Below are 20045 nucleotides of genomic sequence, written 5' to 3' on the forward strand. Positions count from 1 at the left end.
GCTTTATTTAAAAGGCAAATTTGTAGGAATGGAATAGTCTCAAAAATAAGTGGTTCAGGAATCAGGGTATTGAAAGGGGCGATTCTTAATTATCTGCTTAACTCGACAAATCCATGGTTAAATTTTCACAATTATCACTCAATTTTTTTAAAGTCTTTCTGAGAAAGAGTGATACGATTTTTAAAGAAGAAACCTTCAGAAACGCTAGGTCAGTGACCCTCTAACCAATTTTTGATGAACTGCTCTGTTTCATTGAGAACTGTAATTAATTGCTGATACAACGGCTCCAGGAATTGAGTCTGTCCTGACTTATGATAGCACTCTAAATATTGGCATGCGAATTTCAGTTTTTCGGTACCACAATACAAGGCGCTACTTTTCAATTTATGAGCCAGGGCTTCAATCTTTTTCCAATTTAATTCAGAGTAAGCCTGTTCTAACTTGGTTAAGGTATGAGGAATTTCTTCTGCATGCATTGAGGTCAATAAGTCTCGCAAAACAGCCTCATTTCCGAAGTTATAAAGTCCAAGCTCGATGTCCAAGTTAGGATGATTATTCAGGAAAAATAACTTCTCTTCTTCAGTATTGGCAAAATTGAGTGATTGTTCTTTCGTATCACCCTTTATTTCATTTTTGGAAAACTGTCTAGGTAGCAATTGGCTAAGAACCGTCTTCAGTACAGGTAAGGTAATAGGTTTAGAAAGTACTTGATTCATGCCTGCTTGAATGGACTCATTTTTCGCCTCGACTAGACCATGCGCAGTCAAACCCACAATCGGAATAGGTGCCTTATGCAATTCTTTTTCCCAATCACGAATGCGACTAGTTAATTCATTGCCTGATAGGCCCGGTAGGCCAATATCAGTAATAATTAGATCAAACTCTTTCGATTTAGCTAAAGCCAGAGCTTGCTCACCGTCAGTGACGGAAATATAACGACAACCGGCTTTTTCTGCGATTAATTCGATCATACGTAAAGCAATATCATTATCTTCGACCAATAAAAGAGAGATTTGAGAAGGGGTGTTCTGTTCTAGTGAAGACTCAGAGGTTGAAAGGACAGTTTTTGATTCAATTGGAATATTCGCATTTTTTTCTTCACCGATTGCTAGGGAAATGGTGAAATAAAAGGTCGTTCCTTTCCCTTCAACACTCTCTAACTCAATTTCCCCGCCCATTAGTGCTACATATTTTTCAGCAATATGCAGTCCTACACCATGCCCTTGATGGTCACCTTTATAAGAAGGACTAATCCGATAAAAGCGCTCAAAGACTTTGGATTGTAAGGTTTTAGGAATCCCCGGGCCTGTGTCGCTAACGCTAAATTTAAGGTTGACGATATCTTGCTGTTTACTAATTTGTTTGACACTAAGCCCAATATAGCCATGCTCGGTAAATTTAATGGCATTTCCGACTAAGTTAAGCAAAATACGGTTTAATTTAAAGCGGTCACAGACAATAAATTGTGGAATTTCCTCATCGATATCTACCTTAAATTTAAGGTTTTTCTGAAAAATAGTTGGTTTTTCAAGCTGAACAATGTCATTAATACTCTGACGAAGGTTAAAGCACTCTGCTTGAATGTCGTGTTCAGAAAGATGAGCCGCGGAAACCACATCAAGCACTCCGTTCAGAAGTTTGAGTAGTTGTTCCCCACTTTCATTTACCCAGCGTGCATATTGTTTTTCTTCCTCATTGCTGGCTTTTTCTTCTAAGAAGCGAGACATGCCAATAATACCGCTTAAAGGGGTGCGAATATCATGACTCATATTAGCAATGAATTCTGTTTTAACTTGGTTAGCCGATTCAGCATTTTCTTTGGCGCGTTTGAGGTCTTCTAATAATCGTTTTTGCTCTGTGATATTGGTCGTAATGCCTAAGATACCAATGACATTATGTTGATTATCATACATTGGTACTTTATTGGTGATGGCGGTAATGGTCTGGCCTTGTGAAACAGCAATGTTCTCCTCATGGTTTAAGCGCGCTTTTCCTGTTCTAATTACCTCTTGGTCAACATCTACATAGAGCTGGGCTCTGTCTTTCCAGATGAGATCAAAATCAGTTTTTCCGACCACCTCTGCACTGGATTCCAAACCTGCTAAATTGGCAAATCCTTCATTACAACCCAAATAAACACTATTTTTATCTTTCCAATAGAAAAGTCCTGGGGCATATTTGACCACATTTTTTAATTGTAAGTATTCAACTTGTTTAGCTGTTAATTCTTTGGTGTATTTTCCTAGGGCAAAAATTAAATTTTGCTTACTTTCCTTGTCATAAACAGGAGTAATTCGCCAATCAATTTTGAAGCCGCGATGAGTTAAGCTAAGTTGTTGTTCTTTTTTTAGGGCTTGTGTTGATTTAATGAAAGGCTTCATTGCATAGTGTTTAAATACGCTATCAATGGGTTTATTACACACCTCTTCTTTTTTCCATCCTAAGATTTGAATTGCAGTAGGATTAATTTCTTCAATATGTAGTTGACTAGACAAGATTAAAATTAAATTGTCCGAATGGTTTAAGCATAGTGATAAAAGCGTTTTGTAGTCCATATTGATTAATATTCACCGTTACTATCTGTATTTTCAACATATTTTACAATTTTTGCATAACCATGTATTATAAAGGCACTTTGTGCCATTACAATTTATGACGTTACTATTAAGTGAGTCTTTGTATTGAATATAGCCTAAGATAAAATTGTTTTTTAATTTTTATTCTATTCTACCACAACCAGACTAAGAGATGATTAGTCACGCAGTAGTTCACTATTTACAATTGCTATAATCTGGTTGTTAAGGGAGTAATGACATGAATCACTCAGAACATAGCAAAAAGAGCGCTGACTCACTAATTCATTGGCTTAGACACTATTCTTCTACTCATCTTGATTCCTATTTAGCCGATAAACAAGGTGCTTTCCCGCCTCATGTTTTCATGGATCTCGCGAATCAAGGATTTTTTGGTATGCATATTTCGAGAAAGCATGGAGGATTAGAATTAAAATTAGTTGATATGCTGCGGGTGATTGAGCAACTCGCTGCAATTGATTTAACCCTCACTACTATTATCATCGAAACAATTCAAGGCGCTCATACTCTAGAGAACTATGCTTCGGCAACGATGAAAAAGCAGTATCTAAATAAACTGGCTAAAGGTCAGATGTTTATGTCAGGTGCAATGACTGAATCTGCCGCTGGTTCTAACCCAAGGGCAATGAAATCGGTCGCAAGCCCTCATCAGAACGACAAATGGTTATTGAGAGGCAGTAAACGTTGGGTAGGTATGGCTGCTTCAGCAGAGCTTATTGCCATTTATGTCCAACAAGTCGATGCAAACAATAATTGGCTTGGAATGAGTGGCTTTTTAGTGCCAAGAGGAACCGAAGGTCTGCATATCGGCGCAGCGGCGCCAACCATGGGCTTACGCGGATTCTCTAAACATACCATTTACTTAGATGACATAGAAGTTTCTGCCGAAAACATGCTAGGTCAACCCGGCCAAGGCATGGAAATCGCTCAAGACAATATGATGTTTATCAGGCTATGTCTGGCTGCAGCAAGTATAGGTGCTATGAAACGCTGTGTTCAGTTGATGCATCGTTATGCAGAAAGACGCTCCATTGTGACTGGTTTTCTTATCGATAACCCTGTTACTTTGGTTCGTTTAAGTGAAATAACCGCCCTAATAGAGGCTTTAGAGAATTTCGTTTATACCATTGCAACTGCCTATGACAGCGATATTGCGCTTGTGCCTGAGGAGGCCTTTGTTGTTTCTAAAATCTTGGGCTCAGAATTTTTGGGTAAGGTTGCCGATCTTCTAGTACAAACGCTAGGGGCTAGAGGCTATGAAGAGGGGAATGGTGCTTCACAGCTTTTTCGGGATGCGCGTGTCTTTAGGATTTTTGAGGGCCCAACAGAAGCATTAAACATGTACCTTGGCTCGCGAATGCAAGGAAAAAACCTAGGTCTCGAACGTTTTTTCTCTAATTTTTTAGAGCAAAAAGCGCTTTTTAAAGATCTAGAGCGTGTTGTAGAAAAAATAAATGATTCGGAACATAAACTCTTCGGAAAATCCTTCACGGGGCAATATTGGTCTCAAGCTTTGGTCGGAGAAGTCATTGCTTATGGCCTCCTCTTGGCTCTCACTGATCATTGCTATCAAAAAAATAATTCTGAAAAATTGCACAGAGCTTTGCTTTGGGCACGAAATAAATATCATGAAGCGGTTGATAAATCACAGAAGCTTTCTGTAGGTGAGAAGGTTTTAGCGCAACGTTCAGAACTCCACGAGATTGTTAACAATTACTCTGCCCAGATAGGTAATGTTGAGCAAACCAAAACTCGAGAAGGGGTTGCTATTGATCATTTATTAAAAAAACAAGATGAGATCTTGGGTGCCGAGCAAGGACTTTCTTTACATGAAATACTACAAATCGAAGACTATCAACATTTAGAGGCAACCGAAGCCGGGTTCCAAAAAACCTTTAAAAAATCTAATGTCGTCGAAAAAGAGACTATTCCTTGCCTCTACACGCATCAGCTATTTGAACGACAAGCCTTGCTAAATGCAGATGCAGTTGCTTTAAGTTATCAGGGTGAGGAAATAACTTATGCACAATTAAATGCCAAGGCGAACCGAGTTGCTCATTTCTTAATTAAGGAAGGGATTACAGCGAATAAGGTTGTTGCAATTTATATTGAACGCTCCATCGAAATGATTGTCGGATTGCTCGGAATTTTAAAAGCAGGTGGGGCTTATCTACCTTTAGACAGTAATTATCCTACCAAAAGTTTGCAATTCATGTTTGAAGATTCGAAGTCCGACTTTATTTTATCTCATAAAAAATTAGCAAAAGACCTTCCCTTTCATGCGAAGAAAACCTTTTTTATAGAAGATATTATTGACTTTGCATCAAAAGATTTGGACGCTGAAAATCCTCAAGTAGAGATCAATTTAGCTAATCTTGGCTATTTAATTTATACCTCTGGGTCAACAGGTAAACCCAAAGGCGTCATGTTACCTCATCAAGCCCTGACGAATTTAATGCATTGGCAGCAAAGAAAAAATCCCGAAAAACGAAATGTTCTACAGTTCACGGCACTTAGTTTTGATATGAGTTTTCTAGAAATATTTTCTGCACTCATTTCTGGTGGGACTTTAGTACTTATTTCAGAACATGATAGGATGGATCCTTGGCAATTTTCTAAGCTTGTAAAAGATCATCAGATTGAGCAATTAGTATTGCCCGTGCCCTTTTTAAAAACCTTGGCTTCCGCACCCGTAGAAAAAAAATATTTCTTTTCTCTAAAAGAAATTATTATTGCCGGTGAGCAGCTTATTGTAAGCCCTGCAATTTTATCTTTTTTTACCCAACTTCCTTCCTGTCGATTATTGAATTATTACGGGCCTTCCGAAACTCATGTGGTTACTTCCTACACTTTTCCTGAGAAAGTGACAGAGTGGCCCGATTATCCGCCGATTGGCAAACCTATTTTCAATACCAACATAATGATATTAAATAATAAAATGCAGCCTGTTCAGGCTGGGGAAACAGGTGAAATCTATATAGGCGGAGCCTCACTCGCTAAAGGATATATTAATCGCGATGAATTAACGCAAGAGAAGTTTGTTGAAGATCTTTGGAGCAAGGAACCCAATTCACAGTTATATAAAACGGGGGATTTGGGAAAAGCTCTTCCTGACGGTAATCTTGTTTTCCTCGGACGCAAGGATGCGCAGCTAAAGATTCGCGGATTTAGAATTGAGCCTAAAGAAATTGAATCCCATTTAATTAAATACCCTGAGATTAAGGAAGCGGTAGTTATTGCTAAAAAAGACGCTGCTTCAGAGAAGCATTTGGAGGCTTTTATTGTAGTAGAAGGGAAAAAAGATGACAAAATGATTAATCTTATTTACTCATTCCTCCAAGAAAGAGTTCCTCCGCAGATGGTGCCTTCTGTCTTTAATATTATTGAAAAGATGCCCTTAACGGATAGTGGGAAGATAGATAGAAAACGATTAGAGCATTATAACAAACCTGTTTCCTGCTCAGTCAATAAAATAGAAAAGCCCCATACTTCCACAGAGAAAGAGGTGATCGAAATAATGGAAGCTATCTTTAATTTGCCTATCGGGGTTAATAATAGTTTTGCGTCAATAGGGGGTAATTCACTTTTAGCAATGCATGTTATTTCAAAGTTGCGGGACAAATTTGCGATAGAATTGCCTGTCTGCGCAATTTTATCTGATCCCCGAATTGCAGATACTGCAAAGCGCATCGATTTATTATTGCAAGAAAAAGCAACTACTCTATCTATGGTTAATGAAGCAAATTAAACTGTGATGAGCTAATCAGAGATTACAAGGAGCTGTATCTTTGAGTAAACCCATGAATAAAAATGCACGCTGTTATTATGAAAGTGCTAAGAAATTGCTCTTCCCGGTTGAAGAGGTACCTGAAATTGAGGGATTTAAATTAAAACTTTGGAAGCGTAATTTTTATTTCTGTGGCAGCGGAACACCATTCAACGATAGCTGCTCCATCCATCTAGCCAGGAATAAACATACGATGAATAAAGTGCTGGGAAGAGCCGGATTTCCAGTACCCAAAGCAACCTTTATTCATATTTCTGAATATGAATATGGTATGCTTGAAGAAAAAATAGCAGGCTTATCCTTTCCCCTTGTCGCAAAGCCGCAAACCGGCAAGTTGGGTCAAAATGTATTATGCAATATTCAAACGTTAGAGCAATTAAAAAACTATATTGCTAAAAATATTGTCGACAGTGAATATATTTCTATTGAGGAATTCCACGCTAATTTGAACGCTTATCGCGTGTTAATTTTTAACAACCGTATACTCGGTGTGATCCAGCGTTATCCGGCACAGGTTATCGGCGATGGCGACCACAATTTGCAAGCGCTCATCGATTTGAGTAATTCGCAACGCATAAAACTAAGTGACAGTTTAGGCCCCATTGTGATCGACGAAGAGTGCCAATTTAAACTGGCTGAACTTGGCATGGATCTAAATTATGTACCTAAGAAAGATGAAGTGGTGGGCCTCTGTTATGCTTGTAATGCAACCCGAGGAGGAACTTATAAATCCTTGGCAAAGAAGATAAATCGAGAAAATAGCCAGCTGCTCATTCGTGCTGCCACAGAGTTAAATTTAAAGCTCGTTGGATTTGATGTACAGTGTACGGATATCAATGTACCTATTGGACAATCTCGAGGAGTAATCATCGAGGCAAATGACGGGCCGAGTATAAGAATACACGAGTATCCGCTAGAGGGAGATACGGTACCGGTAAGTAAAAAAATTATTCGTAGCCTGATCTATCGGCACCCTTTTTCCTATCTCTATATTTTGTATACAAATAGACGTTCAGCTCCCTATCTAAGAGGTTTAATTTTTCTTGGCGTAATTATTGGAATATTTTTAAATATGTAAATTTCAATTCCGCTAACTGATAGTTGAATTGTAGGTTGCGCCCTGGCCCAACCTACAAAGTTTGCGCCCGAATTTAACCCGCTACAATGCCTCCTCTCCTAAGGGGTTTGGGTGTGGTTTTGCGGTGCCTTGTCCTCGTCTTTACTATCATCCTTTTTATCTTGAGGGTTTTCCGGAGCTAAAGTTTCTGATTGTTGGTGTAAATCGCTTTGAGCTTGTGGTTTGGAGCCAAACATCCACCTAAATAGAGGTCTAGCGAAAATAATATCTAAAATTTGATCAAGTAAGGATTTTTCAAACCATGTAGGCTCATTTGCTATGATCTCATCCACTGCGTCCTTTACCACGCTTTTTAGATGGGGGGTAAGCTTAGTTGCATTATTCACATCGAGAATAATTCTTTCTAGGGCTTTTTTTCTGTTGTCTACTGCCCCATCCTTTCTGTTTGGATAGTCAACACTTTCTTGAACTATAATTCCATTAAGATAGGCCTCATACTCAGCTACAATAGTTCTTAGTTTTATAATACTTTCATCTGGGAGTCCGATTGGGGCTGTCTCACCAACCTCTTCGGGGGTAGTAATTGTTGCCATCATTTGTTCTGTTTCTTTAAGTAGGGTGCTTAAAGCTTTTTGAGGGGCTAAGGTTATCAAATTTTCAGCAAAAATATTGCTTAAAATTTGGTTATGCAGGCTATCTTGAAGGGTTTTTGGTTTGCCTAGATTAAGAGAACTTTTTAAGTTTTCCTCTAGGTTTTCAGCAGAAAGATTTTCCGCCAATTGCAGTTCATAATAAAGAGACTCAATGTTATTAAATTTAAAAAGGTCGAAGTTATAACTACTTTGCGAGGAGGAGTAACTGTCGAATGTTTTTTCTATAGCAAGAAGCTTTTCTATTTTTCCTTCGTCTGGAGATCTGGCTGAGTTACCTCTAAGACGAGCATAATATCCAACTAAGTTAACAACTTCATATTCTAACAATGCAATCTTATAAATTTGTTCTTTGTACAGTTCGATTGCCTTATCTAAAATTGTTTGTCGTGAAAACTGTTGATTTGGATTATGCTTAAATGCTTCAAGATACTCACGTGTTGCTCCTGCTAGATATTGACTAAAAATAAGTTCTTTTTGTTGCTGGATTAATTTTTTAAGTTCTTCTTCTTTAGGACGCTGTTCGGTGACTTTTTCTTTAGCAACGAAACGGTTACCAATCAATATAAATAACGTTAATTTTGTGGATGAAGTATCCTCACTGGAAGCATCTGAATCGTTTTGAAGTTGTTGATAATTCCGCCAACGTAATTCACGTATTGCATCCCTGTTATTAATAGATAACATAAAAGAATCACCAACCTCACCCTGTAATTTTATTAGTGCCCCTTCGGCTAATTGCTTCCGAATAATTGTCGAAGCGTGTTCCATTGACTCTTGTAATCCAGCTAAATAGTCTAATTGCTCTGCAACTCCAGGCATTTTATTCTCCAATTTGCATGAATTTTATATGATTATTATATCAATCAATTATGAAGAAAATATTATGGTAGGGAGTATAGCGGCTGTTTTTTCGTCAGTTATTTGGATTGTAAATTCCCCAAGTTTACTGTTAAATTAAGCCCTTCGTTTTTTCGAGATCACCCCATGACAAGGATGTTTATTGCTGTATTTTTATTGGCTTTTTCTTCCTTAGTTTCAGCGCAGAATTATAAAGTTATCAATAATATCATCAAAGATGTTAAACCTGCGTCTATACCTCTCGATGGCAAGCGGCTTATTCAAGCTAAGCATTATCGTACGGTCGAAATTAATATCAATCGCCTTTACAGCGCCTTAGAAAAGGTGCCTCTTCGAGGGGGATTAAGGGCGGGGGTGCCAGTTCTTATCGAACTTCCTCTACCCGATGGCTCGATGAGAAAATACAGGGTTGTAGAAAATACCACCATGCATCCGCAATTGGCGGCCAAATTTCCCGAAATCAAAACCTATGATGGTTATGGTGTGGGGAAGTCCGCTGAATTGGTGAAATTTGATATTACCCCGCATGGATTTCATGCAATGATTTTGAGTCCAGGTAAAAATACAGTGTTTATTGATCCCTTGGAAAAGGACAATACGCAGTATTATATGGTTTATAAACAAAAGGATTTTGTTAGTAAAAAGAACATGAAGTGCGGAGTAACGGGGCAATCTAAACCGATAAAACATCTTCGTCAGTTAAGACCCTCTGCAAATTTCAATGCCTGCAACCTTAAAACCTATCGCTTAGCTATGGCGGCCACAGCGCAATACACTGCATTTCACGGGGGAACAGTTCCTTTAGCGCTCGCAGCGGAAGTAACCACCGTGAATAGGGTGAACGCAGTCTATGAAACTGATATGGCGATTACCCTGCAAATTATCCCTAACAATGACCAAATTATTTATACGGATCCGCTTACTCAGCCCTATACAAGTGGAAGACCACCAATCCTTTTAGTTGAAAACCAAGCGAATGTAACAGCAGTGATTGGGGCGGCAAATTATGACATAGGCCATGTGGTTGATGCGGCAGGAAGTGGCCTGGCTACTCTGGGGTGTGTCTGTAACTCCAGTGAAAAAGCAGAGGGTGTAACGGGAGGGGAACAGCCCATTGGCGATCCGTTTGATGTGGATTTTCTCGCTCATGAAATAGGGCATCAATTTGGTGCGAATCATACGCAAGATAATGATTGCAAAAGAAATCCTGCTACCGCTGTAGAACCTGGAAGTGGTAGTACAATTATGGGTTATGCAGGCATTTGTCCTCCCAATGTTCAAATGAATTCTAGCCCTTATTTTCATGGTATTTCTTTACAAGAAATGGGGGACTTTGTATCAGGTCAAGGAGGCACCTGTCCTGTTGAAACTCCCATTCCTCAAGCGCCGACTATTCTTTCTACCAATGGTTTTGCGGTTGTACCAGCGAATACGCCTTTTGCCTTAACCACCATTGCTACGAATAATGGTGGCAATAATGTATTAACTTATACTTGGGAGCAGATGGATAATCAAATCTCTATTCAGCCCCCATTAAGTGACTCTCCTGATGGACCTAACTTCCGCAGTATCTCACCTTCAGTCTCGCCGACACGATTTTTCCCCAATTTAGCGGCAATAGCGAATAACGGGCCCTTTACCTGGGAGGTTGTGCCTTCGGTAACACGAACTATGAATTTTAGAACGACAGTTCGCGCGAATACTCCCGGTGGTTCCTGCAACAGTTATGTGGATGTAACCCTGACCACGGATGCGTCATCGGGTCCCTTTATATTAACCTATCCTACCGCACCTAACATTGTCTGGTTAAGTGGGGCGCAATTACCGGTGACTTGGAATGTGGCGAACACCGATGTGCCTCCAGTGAATGCGACAGTTGTTGATATTTTATTATCAATCGATGGAGGACTGTCTTATCCCTTCGCTCTTTTATCCGCTGTTCCTAATAATGGAACAGCGATGGTCACTGTGCCTGCAATCAATACAGCGAGTGCACGCATTATGGTTAGATCCGCAAATGGGACGTTTTTTACGACTTCCGCAAATAATTTCTCAATCGGTCTGAGTTCACCAACAGCACCGGTACTACTCAGAGCAGATCGGAATCGCTTGAATCCCACCGTGGCATTTATTTATTACGCAGGGCTGGATAGTGCTGTTTTTAATAATGATGTTTATCTTGTCAATGGTGTACCAGGTGCGATAGCTGCTTTAGATAGAGCACATGGACGTTTTGTCATTTCTAATCTTTTTTTACCCCAGCAACAGGTTGTATCGATTACAGTTGTTCGGGGCGGATTTAGCCAAACGTCAAACGCAATTACCATTCCGAGTATTTTATAAATGAGGCACAATATGAACAAGCGTTTTTTAATAATTGCTGCATGTTTATTAACGATCGATGCGCATGCTAGCTGGTATGGCGGAGTAAATCTGGGGATCAACTCAACCAATATTAAAAAGAATTTAGATTATCCTTTAGCGGGCACTGCCCTGACTTCTGCTAATTACCATAGCGGCTATAGCGGTTTTCATGGACAATTATTTGCTGGCTATGATTTTGATTTTAAAGAGCAAATAAGCGTCGCTGTTGAAGGAAATGCTGATTTATTTACTGGAAGAGCGCTATATAGGATTAATAACTGGTCGTTTTTAGCGAATGTCAATGCAAAAGAAAAACTCGAAAATGGTTTTTCAATTTTTCTTTTACCCACTTATCAGATGAATCCTTATGTGAAAGTGTTTGCTGGTCCAGGCGTTTCAACAAGTCGCTTTATTATTAATTCCAATGATACGGCTGGTAATGAAGGGGTTAGTGGGCATTTTAGCAAATGGTTAGTCGGAGGCGGCTTGAAAGCGGGAGCGGCAGCTAGTTTCACTGAAAATTTAGATCTTTTATTCACCTATCAGTTTACACAGTACCAAAATGCTTCTTGGACTAATGCAGAACCTGTATCGGGCGAGTTTTTAAGAGGTCATTATCAACCTCATGCTCACATCGTCATGGTGGGTTTGAGCCTTCATCTTCCAGAGGTTATACGTTACTCAAAATAATAAGCAGGATGAGTAGACACCTCAATCAATCCCGAGCTGATATATCCCCACGAAAATGAGTAGCTAAGAAATTTGTATTAATTAAATCCAGTTCAGCCTGAGGAGCCGCATTGCGTGCGTCTCGAAGGGCCTGTTCTGAGGCGAAGGGCTTGTCCTGAGGTTCTCGAAGGGACCTTTCGCGACACTTCGAGACAGCGCTGCGCGCTTCCTCAGTGCGAAAGGTATAAACAAAAAATAGACAATCAACTAAATAGTCCATTTAATTTCGTGGGGATCTCCTGGCACGCGGGATTGTAGCTAGCTATAAATAGTTAATGTGGCATATTTATTGGCAAATAAATCGCGATATAATAGGCGCTTCCTATCCCAAATGAGTAGAGAGCATGATTGCTTTGCGCGAAGCCTATCGAGCTGGTTTATTACAACGACAAAACTGGCTACCTAATATTGTTTCTGGAATTATTGTAGGGGTAGTCGCTTTACCTCTCGCCATGGCTTTTGCTATTGCATCTGGTGCTAAACCAGAACAGGGTATTTATACCGCAATAATCGCTGGTTTTTTAGTTTCTGCTTTCGGTGGCAGTCGGTTGCAAATCGCTGGACCGACTGGTGCTTTCATCGTATTGCTGTCAGGAGTGACTGCAAAATATGGGATAGATGGTTTACAAATAGCGACGCTAATGGCGGGAGTTATTCTATTTATCTTAGGTTTAGCACGCTTCGGTACCATTATTAAATTTATTCCTGCCCCTGTCATTATTGGTTTTACCTCAGGCATAGCCCTCATTATCTGGGTTGGACAATGGAAGGACTTTTTTGGTTTGCCTGCAATCTCAGGCGAACATTTCCATCAAAAATTATGGGCTATCTTACAAGTACTTCCTCAATTAAACACTACAACGACTTCTTTAGCTCTTTTATCCTTGTTTCTAGTGATTTTTTCTCATAAATTTCCAGGTTTGAAACGGGTTCCAGGCCCTCTCATTGCCTTGGTTGTAGCAACGAGTTTAGAGGCAATTTTTCAGTTTGATGGCGTAGCGACAATTGGTAGTACCTTTGGTGGCATTCCCCAAGGATTACCCTCATTTCAATTGCCTGAATTAAGTGTAGCGCGCCTGCTTGAGTTACTTGGCCCTGCGTTCGCTATTGCCCTGTTAGGAGCCATTGAATCGCTGCTCTCTGCGGTGGTTGCTGATGGGATGGCAGGTACCCAACATAATTCCAACCAGGAATTAATTGGTCAAGGTCTAGCCAATATTGCCACGCCATTTTTTGGTGGTTTTGCTGCGACTGGTGCGATCGCACGTACTGCGACAAATATTCGCAATGGAGGCACTAGCCCACTTGCAGGGATGGTACATGCTATCACCCTGATTGTGATCATTATTTTTCTAGCGCCACTTGCCGTTTATGTCCCCTTAGCTGCACTCGCAGCCATCCTGTTTGTAGTCGCTTGGAATATGAGTGAGGCGCGTCATTTTGTAAAAATGCTCAAACGTGCTCCACGTGCTGATGTTGTTGTGTTATTGACGACCTTTGCTTTAACTGTTTTCTTTGATTTGGTGGTTGCTGTGAACGTGGGAGTTATTTTAGCAACCCTTCATTTTTTACGACGTATGGCTTCTAGTGTTGAAATTCAACAAATCAAAGAGCAAGACTTACACCGCGAATTGACTAATTTAGGAATAAATACGATACCGAAGGATGTTCAGGTTTTCTCAATGGAAGGCCCATTTTTCTTTGGCGCGGTTGAAAATTTTGAGCAAGCCCTTGCTAATGCGGCTAAGGAGCCACGATTGCTCATTATTAAATTAGGCTGGGTTCCTTTTATTGATATTACCGGGCTGCAAACTTTAGAAGAATTGATCATTAATCGCCAAAAACAGCAGGTGCGTGTGATGTTGACTGGGGCAAATAGCCGAGTTAAAGCGAAACTAGAGAAAGCAGGTATTATTCAATTAGTAGGAAAAGAGAATGTTTTTGCAGAGCTTTCTCAGGCGCTAGCATTCTATACTCAACAATCGTCAATGGGATAAACCTTTACCCTCCATTTCCCACGGCTTGTCCGTGGGGCCACTTAATTATAAACCGTTCACACTAAACAACTGATTCAAATCAATAGCCAAATTTTTTTGCAATTCTTGGTCATTTCGCTTAAATACAGCTCGCCAATGATCCAAAGGTGGGCAATTAAGCTGTTCAAGATCTGCATGAGTGGGAAGATGATAAGGTAATTGCTGGCTTAGCGAATAAAGACTCACTTCTCGTAGATCTTTACTTAACATGAATACTCCATCGCTAGTGCTATGAATAAAGTCCAAATGTCGAAGTGTGTTGATCATGTCATGGATATCAATAGCAAAAGGATGGGTAGTTGAACTAATTAGTTGATCCAAGGACAAACCTTTTCCTTCTTTTTGACTTTGCCAAAGCTGCTGTAGCCAAAGTAAGGCATGAGAAAATCCATCCAAAGGTTTGCCCACACGTCGTTGATGGTGAACTGAAAAAGCATAACTGATCTCAGCGCCCAAAAGCGTGATGATCCATAACCAATAAACCCAGATAAAAAATAGCGGTACTGTGGCGAATGCACCATAGAGTAAGCGATAGGTATTGTATTGAGTTAAATAATAGACAAAAGCTTGTTTTGCCGATTCAAAGAGAACGGCTGCTACTAAACCACCCCAAATTCCATGGCTTATTTTGACTGGACAATTGGGAACTACAACATATAAAAAAGTGAAGCCAATTAAAGATAAAATAAAAGGGATGCAACTGATTAAAATCGAGGGCGGCGGGTAATTTTTGATAAATGGCATAGAGAATACATAAGAACTTGCAGCCAGGCTTAGACCAAGAAATACAGGACCTAAAGATAAAATAGCCCAGTAGAGTAAAAAGGCTGTTACTCCCTGCCTGGATGAAGGCGCGCGCCAAATTCGGTTCATAGCCCGCTCGATAGTAACCATGACCAGTAGGGCGGTAAAAAATAAAATCGCTACACCCCAGACGGAAAGATTCGATACCTGTGTCGTAAATTGATGCAAATAATTTTGTACGGCTTTTCCTGTTGCAGGAACAAAATTTTCAAAAATAAAATCTTGAACAGTCTCAGATAAGTGTTGGAATACAGGATAAGACGACAAGATCGCCAATCCAACGGTCATCAGGGGAATGACTGCTAATAAACTGGTGAAAGCAAGTGCAGAGGCACGGTAGGTGCAGTCATCATTGATAAAATGCACAATAACAAAGCGTATAAATCGAGCTCCTTCATACAGCTTGTTTATTATTTTTTCTTTCAAGTCCATGAAAGTGCAATGATCCTAGTTGTTGTTGATATTTAATCCAGTTCTGTATCAAGCATAGGCAGCTAACCGCTTGACTGCAAGTTAATTTCCCACTCTCTAGCACTGAAGTAACTCAGTAGCTAGCAACTTTGCTATACTAGCGATTTCAATGGTCAAAGGCCCTAAATTTTATAAGGATTAGCCCATGATAACTATCTATCATAATCCGCGTTGTTCAAAATCTCGAGCTTGTTTGCAATTATTAGAACAGACGGTAGATGAGGTAGAAGTAATTAATTATCTGCAACAGCCTCTATCAATTGACCGTCTACGTCTTTTTGCCAAGGATTTAGGCATGAAAGCGATCATTCGCGATAATGAGGCGATTTATAAAGAGTTACAGTTAGCAAATGCAGATGATGAAACACTATTACAAGCAATAATTAGCCATCCTCAACTGTTACAAAGACCCATTGTGGTTTCAGGTGAGCGAATGCTCGTTGCTCGGCCACCAGAAAAAGTGATGGAGTTGATTAATGGCTAATAAACTTTATGTGCTAGTTCTCTATTATTCTCGCAATGGAAAAACAGCGCAATTAGCACAATACCTTGCTCGCGGAGTCGAATCAATTGAAGGGATTGAAGCACGCCTGAGAACGGTTCCGCCCGTGTCGACAACGTGTGAAGCCGTCGATCAATCTATTCCGGAGAGCGGGGCTCCTTATGCAACTTTGGATGATTTGCGTCACTGCTCGGGGCTTGCGCTCGGCAGTCCAACACGGTTTGGCAATATGGCTTCTCCGCTGAAATATTTTTTAGACAATACAACATCCTTGTGGCTTGCTGGTGATCTAGTCAATAAACCGGCCTGTGTGTTTTCTTCTTCTGCTTCGATGCATGGAGGGCAGGAAACCACTCTGATTAGTATGATGCTGCCTTTATTTCATCACGGCATGCTCTTAATGGGGTTGCCTTACACAGAACCCTTATTAACAAGCACCCAAAGCGGTGGAACACCTTACGGAGTTACTCATGTTTCAGGAGCTAGTAATGATAACCCTCTAAGTTTAGATGAAATTAATTTAGCAAAATATCTAGGTAAACGCTTAGGGGAGTTTGCTGTTACTTTAGCCTGTTCCAAAATGAAGTAGCTCTTGTAAACAGCTAAAGGACTGAGGTATGGTCATGATTTTTTATTCAAACGAGAACTTCAGTGAAAATAATTAGTTTTAATGCAAATGGAATAAGGGCGGCTGCTCGGAATGGGTTTTACGAATGGCTAACAGCACAAAACCCAGATTTTGTCTGTCTTCAGGAAACGAAAGTGCAAGCATCTGAAGCCACTTTGGGTGAACTCTTTTACCCTGCAGGATATTTTTGTGAGTATTATAATGCCCAAAAGAAAGGCTATAGCGGTGTGGCAATTTATGCTCGTAAACAACCCCAACGTATCCTAAGAGGTTTGGGATTTGATTATTGTGATAATGAAGGCCGATATATTCAATTTGATTATCCCAAATTGAGTGTTATTTCGCTTTACCTTCCCTCAGGTACCAGTGGGGAGGTGCGTCAGCAAGTGAAATATGATTTTCTAGATCGTTTTGCAGAACATTTGATGAAATTAAAAAACGAAGGCCGCGAGTTAATTCTTTGCGGTGATTATAATATCGCCCATAAAAAAATTGATTTAAAAAATTGGCGCGGCAATCAAAAAAATTCTGGATTTTTACCCGAAGAGCGTGCTTGGATGGATAAGCTCTTTGGTGATATGGGGTTTATTGATGCTTTTCGTGTACGTAATCAAGAAGAAGAACAATACACTTGGTGGAGTTACCGTAGTCCTAGCGCATGGGATAAAAATGTTGGTTGGAGAATCGATTATCAAGTCATTACGCCAGGGTTGATTGACAGTGTAAAAAATGTCAGCGTTTCGCGTGAAAAACGCTGGTCTGATCATGCCCCCCTAATTATTGACTATGAAGGGGATTGGTGTGCTTAGATTAGCTAGCTGGAACGTAAATTCATTAAAAATTCGTTTAGAGCATGTTTTGACATGGCTAGCGTCCTCAGCAATTGATATCTTGGCGATGCAGGAAACGAAACTCATTGATGAAAATTTCCCCAAAGAGGTTTTTGCAGAACTAGGGTATCACATGGTTTATGCTGGACAAAAATCCTATAACGGTATGGCCATTATAAGTCGCTATCCAATCGAAGATGTACTCACTGATATTCCAGGTTTTCATGATCCGCAGCGCCGAATTTTGGTTGCAACGATCGCAGGAATTCGTTTAATTAATCTGTATGTTCCAAACGGCTCTGAATTAAATTCTGAAAAATATTTCTACAAACTAAAATGGTTAGAAAATATTTCAGCTTATATCAAGCAACAGCTAGCACTGTATCCTAAAGTAGCTGTTGTTGGCGATTTTAACATCGCACCCGATGATCGCGATGTTCACGATCCAGTACTATGGCAAGACGGTTTGTTTGTAAGTCCGCCCGAACGTCAAGAATTTAATGGATTAATAACAATGGGATTGGTCGACAGTTTTCGCCATTTTCCTCAAGAAGAAAAGCTATTCAGTTGGTGGGATTACCGTGCCGGCGCATTCAGACGCAATATGGGCTTACGCATTGATCATTTGCTGCTAAGTAAAGAGTTAATTGAAGTATGCAAGCAATCGCAAATTGATAAAGAGCCAAGAAAATGGGAGCGACCTTCAGACCATGCACCCGTTTGGGTTGAATTGGACTTAGAGCTAATGGAGCGGCCTTAGGATAAAAATTCCTTCTGTCTGCGAGCCATGGACCTGATGCTGGTCAGCGTAGCTTGCACCTTGGCCCCATTAATTCAATCCTGTATAAATGTCCAGCAAACGGGAAAAAATTGATCTATAATAAGATTTCTGCTAATGTTGCGCGTTCATTTATTAGAAGAGTATGGTGCTTGGCGATACGAGCCCAGGTGGCGATACTCGTTTGCAAAGAGAGAGTAGTGTTATGAAAGCTTCAATCCATCCAGAGTATAAAACAATAAACGTAACTTGCAGTTGTGGTCATTCCTTTGAAACTGGTTCAACTCTGAGTAAAGATTTGAGCATTGAAGTTTGTTCTCAATGCCATCCCTTTTACACAGGAAAGCAAAAACTGGTTGACACGGGCGGCCGTGTCCAACGCTTCCGTGATCGTTACAAAAAACGCGGCGAATAAGCTAGCGTGTTAAGCTTAAACTAATCGCTTGGCTGCTCAATCAAGTTTCGCCAGATGGTCGATTTGAGTCAGCTTGTAAAAACTAAGCTGTTATGCCAAGAAAAAACAGTGGGCGCAAGAAAGATGCGCCTGTTTTTTTAAAAATCACTATTCATATCTGGCGTTTTTCTATATGATTTTCCGCTGGGTTGTTTGAAAAGAGAGTAAGCACTTTGGACAAAGATGTATTAAAGCAACGTGCACTGTATTATCACGAGTATCCTGCTCCAGGAAAGCTTGCAGTGCAAATTACTAAACCAACTAATTCGCAGGATGATTTATCACTTGCGTATACACCAGGCGTTGCGGAGCCAGTGCTCGCTATTGCTGAAAACCCAGATGATGTTTTCCGTTACACGGCAAAGGCCAATTTGGTCGCAGTAATGACCAATGGCACAGCGGTTCTTGGCTTAGGCGATGTGGGTCCTTTAGCCAGTAAACCTGTCATGGAAGGAAAAGCGGTATTATTTAAGCGTTTTGCTGACATTGATGTATTTGATATAGAAATAGATGCTGATGATCCACAAGCTTTCGTAGCGACTGCGAAGCGGATTGCACCAACATTTGGGGGCATCAATTTAGAGGATATTAAAGCGCCAGAGTGCTTCGAGATCGAGCAAGCTTTGATTGAACAGTTAAATATTCCGGTGTTTCACGATGATCAACATGGTACTGCGATAGTAGTAGCTGCTGGTTTATTGAATGCGCTTGATTTACAGGATAAAAAACTTTCTGATGTGAATATCGTTTGTATCGGTGCAGGAGCTGCAGGTATTGCATCCATGAGATTATTAGTTGCTCTCGGTGCAGACAAAAATAAAATGCTGCTTCTAGATACAAAAGGAGTGATTCACACGGGTCGAGAGGATTTAAATCCGTATAAGTTTGCTTTCGCACGCCATACTGACAAGCGCACGCTAGCAGATGCTTTGGTCGATGCTGATGTGTTTATTGGCGTTGCAAAACCCAATTTACTCAATGCCGAGCTTTTACAATTGATGGCATCAAAGCCTATTATTTTTGCTTTATCTAATCCTGATCCTGAAATAAGACCAGAAGTTGCCCATAAAGTCCGTGATGATCTGATTATTGCAACAGGGCGTAGTGATTATCCTAATCAGGTGAATAATGTCCTCTGCTTCCCCTACATTTTTCGTGGGGCACTTGATGTACGTGCAACATGTATTAATGAATCAATGCAGATCGCTGCTGTTGAAGCGATTCGCCAGCTGGTGCTTGAGCCAGTTCCGCAAGTTGTTAAGAATAACTATCCAGGAATGACTAATTGGGATTTCGGTCCGGACTATTTTATTCCCAAACCCATTGATCCGCGATTAAAAGAGCGGGTAGCACTTGCCGTGGCGAAAGCAGCCAGAGCAAGTGGTGTGAGCAGAACTGGTTACTGATACCTTAATTGATTCTCGTACTTAAATTGATTAAGTGAAGGAGTGTGTTTTGTATACTGAGACTAATCGAAAA

The 20045-nt window shown here is 40.3% G+C and carries 14 protein-coding genes; 11 read left to right on the plus strand and 3 right to left on the minus strand.

Going from position 1 to position 20045, the window contains the following annotated elements; all coding sequences use genetic code 11:
* Nucleotides 1-209: 209 nt before the first annotated feature.
* On the minus strand, nt 210-2555 hold the full coding sequence (locus tag Lnau_RS14675; RefSeq protein ID WP_058505871.1) for an ATP-binding protein: 2346 nt from the start codon (nt 2553-2555) through the stop codon (nt 210-212).
* Between the two features lie 259 nt (nt 2556-2814).
* Here Lnau_RS14675 and Lnau_RS14680 point away from each other — a divergent pair, with 259 nt between their 5' ends.
* Both Lnau_RS14680 and Lnau_RS14685 read left to right on the plus strand, forming a co-directional pair.
* Nucleotides 2815-6342 carry an amino acid adenylation domain-containing protein gene (locus Lnau_RS14680; RefSeq protein WP_058505872.1) on the plus strand — a complete coding sequence of 1176 codons (3528 nt, stop codon included), beginning with the start codon at nt 2815-2817 and terminating at the stop codon, nt 6340-6342.
* 40 nt (nt 6343-6382) lie between these two features.
* Nucleotides 6383-7459, plus strand: a complete 1077-nt coding sequence (locus tag Lnau_RS14685; RefSeq protein WP_238585988.1) for a UDP-N-acetylmuramyl peptide synthase — start codon at nt 6383-6385, stop codon at nt 7457-7459.
* A gap of 98 nt (nt 7460-7557) precedes the next feature.
* On the opposite strand, the gene Lnau_RS14690 is transcribed toward Lnau_RS14685, so the two are convergent.
* Entirely contained in the window at nt 7558-8931 is a 1374-nt protein-coding gene (locus Lnau_RS14690) for a hypothetical protein (protein WP_058505874.1), read from the minus strand.
* Between the two features lie 165 nt (nt 8932-9096).
* Between Lnau_RS14690 and Lnau_RS14695 the strand changes: the two genes are divergently transcribed.
* From Lnau_RS14695 to Lnau_RS14710, 3 genes are all read left to right on the plus strand, one after another.
* On the plus strand, nt 9097-11313 hold the full coding sequence (locus Lnau_RS14695; protein WP_058505875.1) for a reprolysin-like metallopeptidase: 2217 nt from the start codon (nt 9097-9099) through the stop codon (nt 11311-11313).
* Nucleotides 11314-11325: 12 nt separating this feature from the next.
* Nucleotides 11326-12024 (plus strand): outer membrane protein, encoded by a 699-nt coding sequence (locus Lnau_RS14700; protein WP_058505876.1) that lies wholly within the window; start codon nt 11326-11328, stop codon nt 12022-12024.
* 383 nt (nt 12025-12407) lie between these two features.
* Nucleotides 12408-14060 (plus strand): SulP family inorganic anion transporter, encoded by a 1653-nt coding sequence (locus Lnau_RS14710; RefSeq protein WP_058505878.1) that lies wholly within the window; start codon nt 12408-12410, stop codon nt 14058-14060.
* 45 nt (nt 14061-14105) lie between these two features.
* Here Lnau_RS14710 and Lnau_RS14715 read toward each other — a convergent pair whose 3' ends face one another.
* The gene (locus tag Lnau_RS14715) at nt 14106-15335 is read right to left on the minus strand and encodes a YihY family inner membrane protein (RefSeq protein ID WP_058505879.1); all 1230 of its coding nucleotides are present in this window, start codon (nt 15333-15335) and stop codon (nt 14106-14108) included.
* A 184-nt stretch (nt 15336-15519) separates the two neighbouring features.
* On the opposite strand from Lnau_RS14715, the gene arsC reads away from it, so the two are divergent.
* From arsC to Lnau_RS14745, 6 genes are all read left to right on the plus strand, one after another.
* Nucleotides 15520-15858 carry an arsenate reductase (glutaredoxin) gene (gene arsC / locus Lnau_RS14720; RefSeq protein WP_058505880.1) on the plus strand — a complete coding sequence of 113 codons (339 nt, stop codon included), beginning with the start codon at nt 15520-15522 and terminating at the stop codon, nt 15856-15858.
* Nucleotides 15851-16465 carry an NAD(P)H:quinone oxidoreductase gene (gene wrbA / locus Lnau_RS14725; RefSeq protein ID WP_058505881.1) on the plus strand — a complete coding sequence of 205 codons (615 nt, stop codon included), beginning with the start codon at nt 15851-15853 and terminating at the stop codon, nt 16463-16465. Before arsC ends, wrbA begins: the two co-directional genes overlap by 8 nt.
* 62 nt (nt 16466-16527) lie before the next feature.
* On the plus strand, nt 16528-17313 hold the full coding sequence (locus Lnau_RS14730; protein WP_058505882.1) for an exodeoxyribonuclease III: 786 nt from the start codon (nt 16528-16530) through the stop codon (nt 17311-17313).
* The gene (gene xth / locus Lnau_RS14735) at nt 17306-18094 is read left to right on the plus strand and encodes an exodeoxyribonuclease III (RefSeq protein ID WP_058505883.1); all 789 of its coding nucleotides are present in this window, start codon (nt 17306-17308) and stop codon (nt 18092-18094) included. The genes Lnau_RS14730 and xth overlap by 8 nt, the downstream gene beginning before the upstream one ends.
* 223 nt (nt 18095-18317) lie before the next feature.
* Complete coding sequence (gene rpmE, locus Lnau_RS14740; RefSeq protein ID WP_058506024.1) at nt 18318-18527, plus strand: 50S ribosomal protein L31; 210 nt, start codon at nt 18318-18320, stop codon at nt 18525-18527.
* A gap of 212 nt (nt 18528-18739) precedes the next feature.
* Nucleotides 18740-19972, plus strand: coding sequence for a malic enzyme-like NAD(P)-binding protein (locus tag Lnau_RS14745; protein ID WP_058505884.1), 1233 nt, complete (start codon nt 18740-18742; stop codon nt 19970-19972).
* The last annotated feature ends 73 nt before the right edge of the window (nt 19973-20045 follow it).

The sequence above is a fragment of the Legionella nautarum genome, assembly GCF_001467895.1.
Lineage (GTDB): Bacteria > Pseudomonadota > Gammaproteobacteria > Legionellales > Legionellaceae > Tatlockia > Tatlockia nautarum.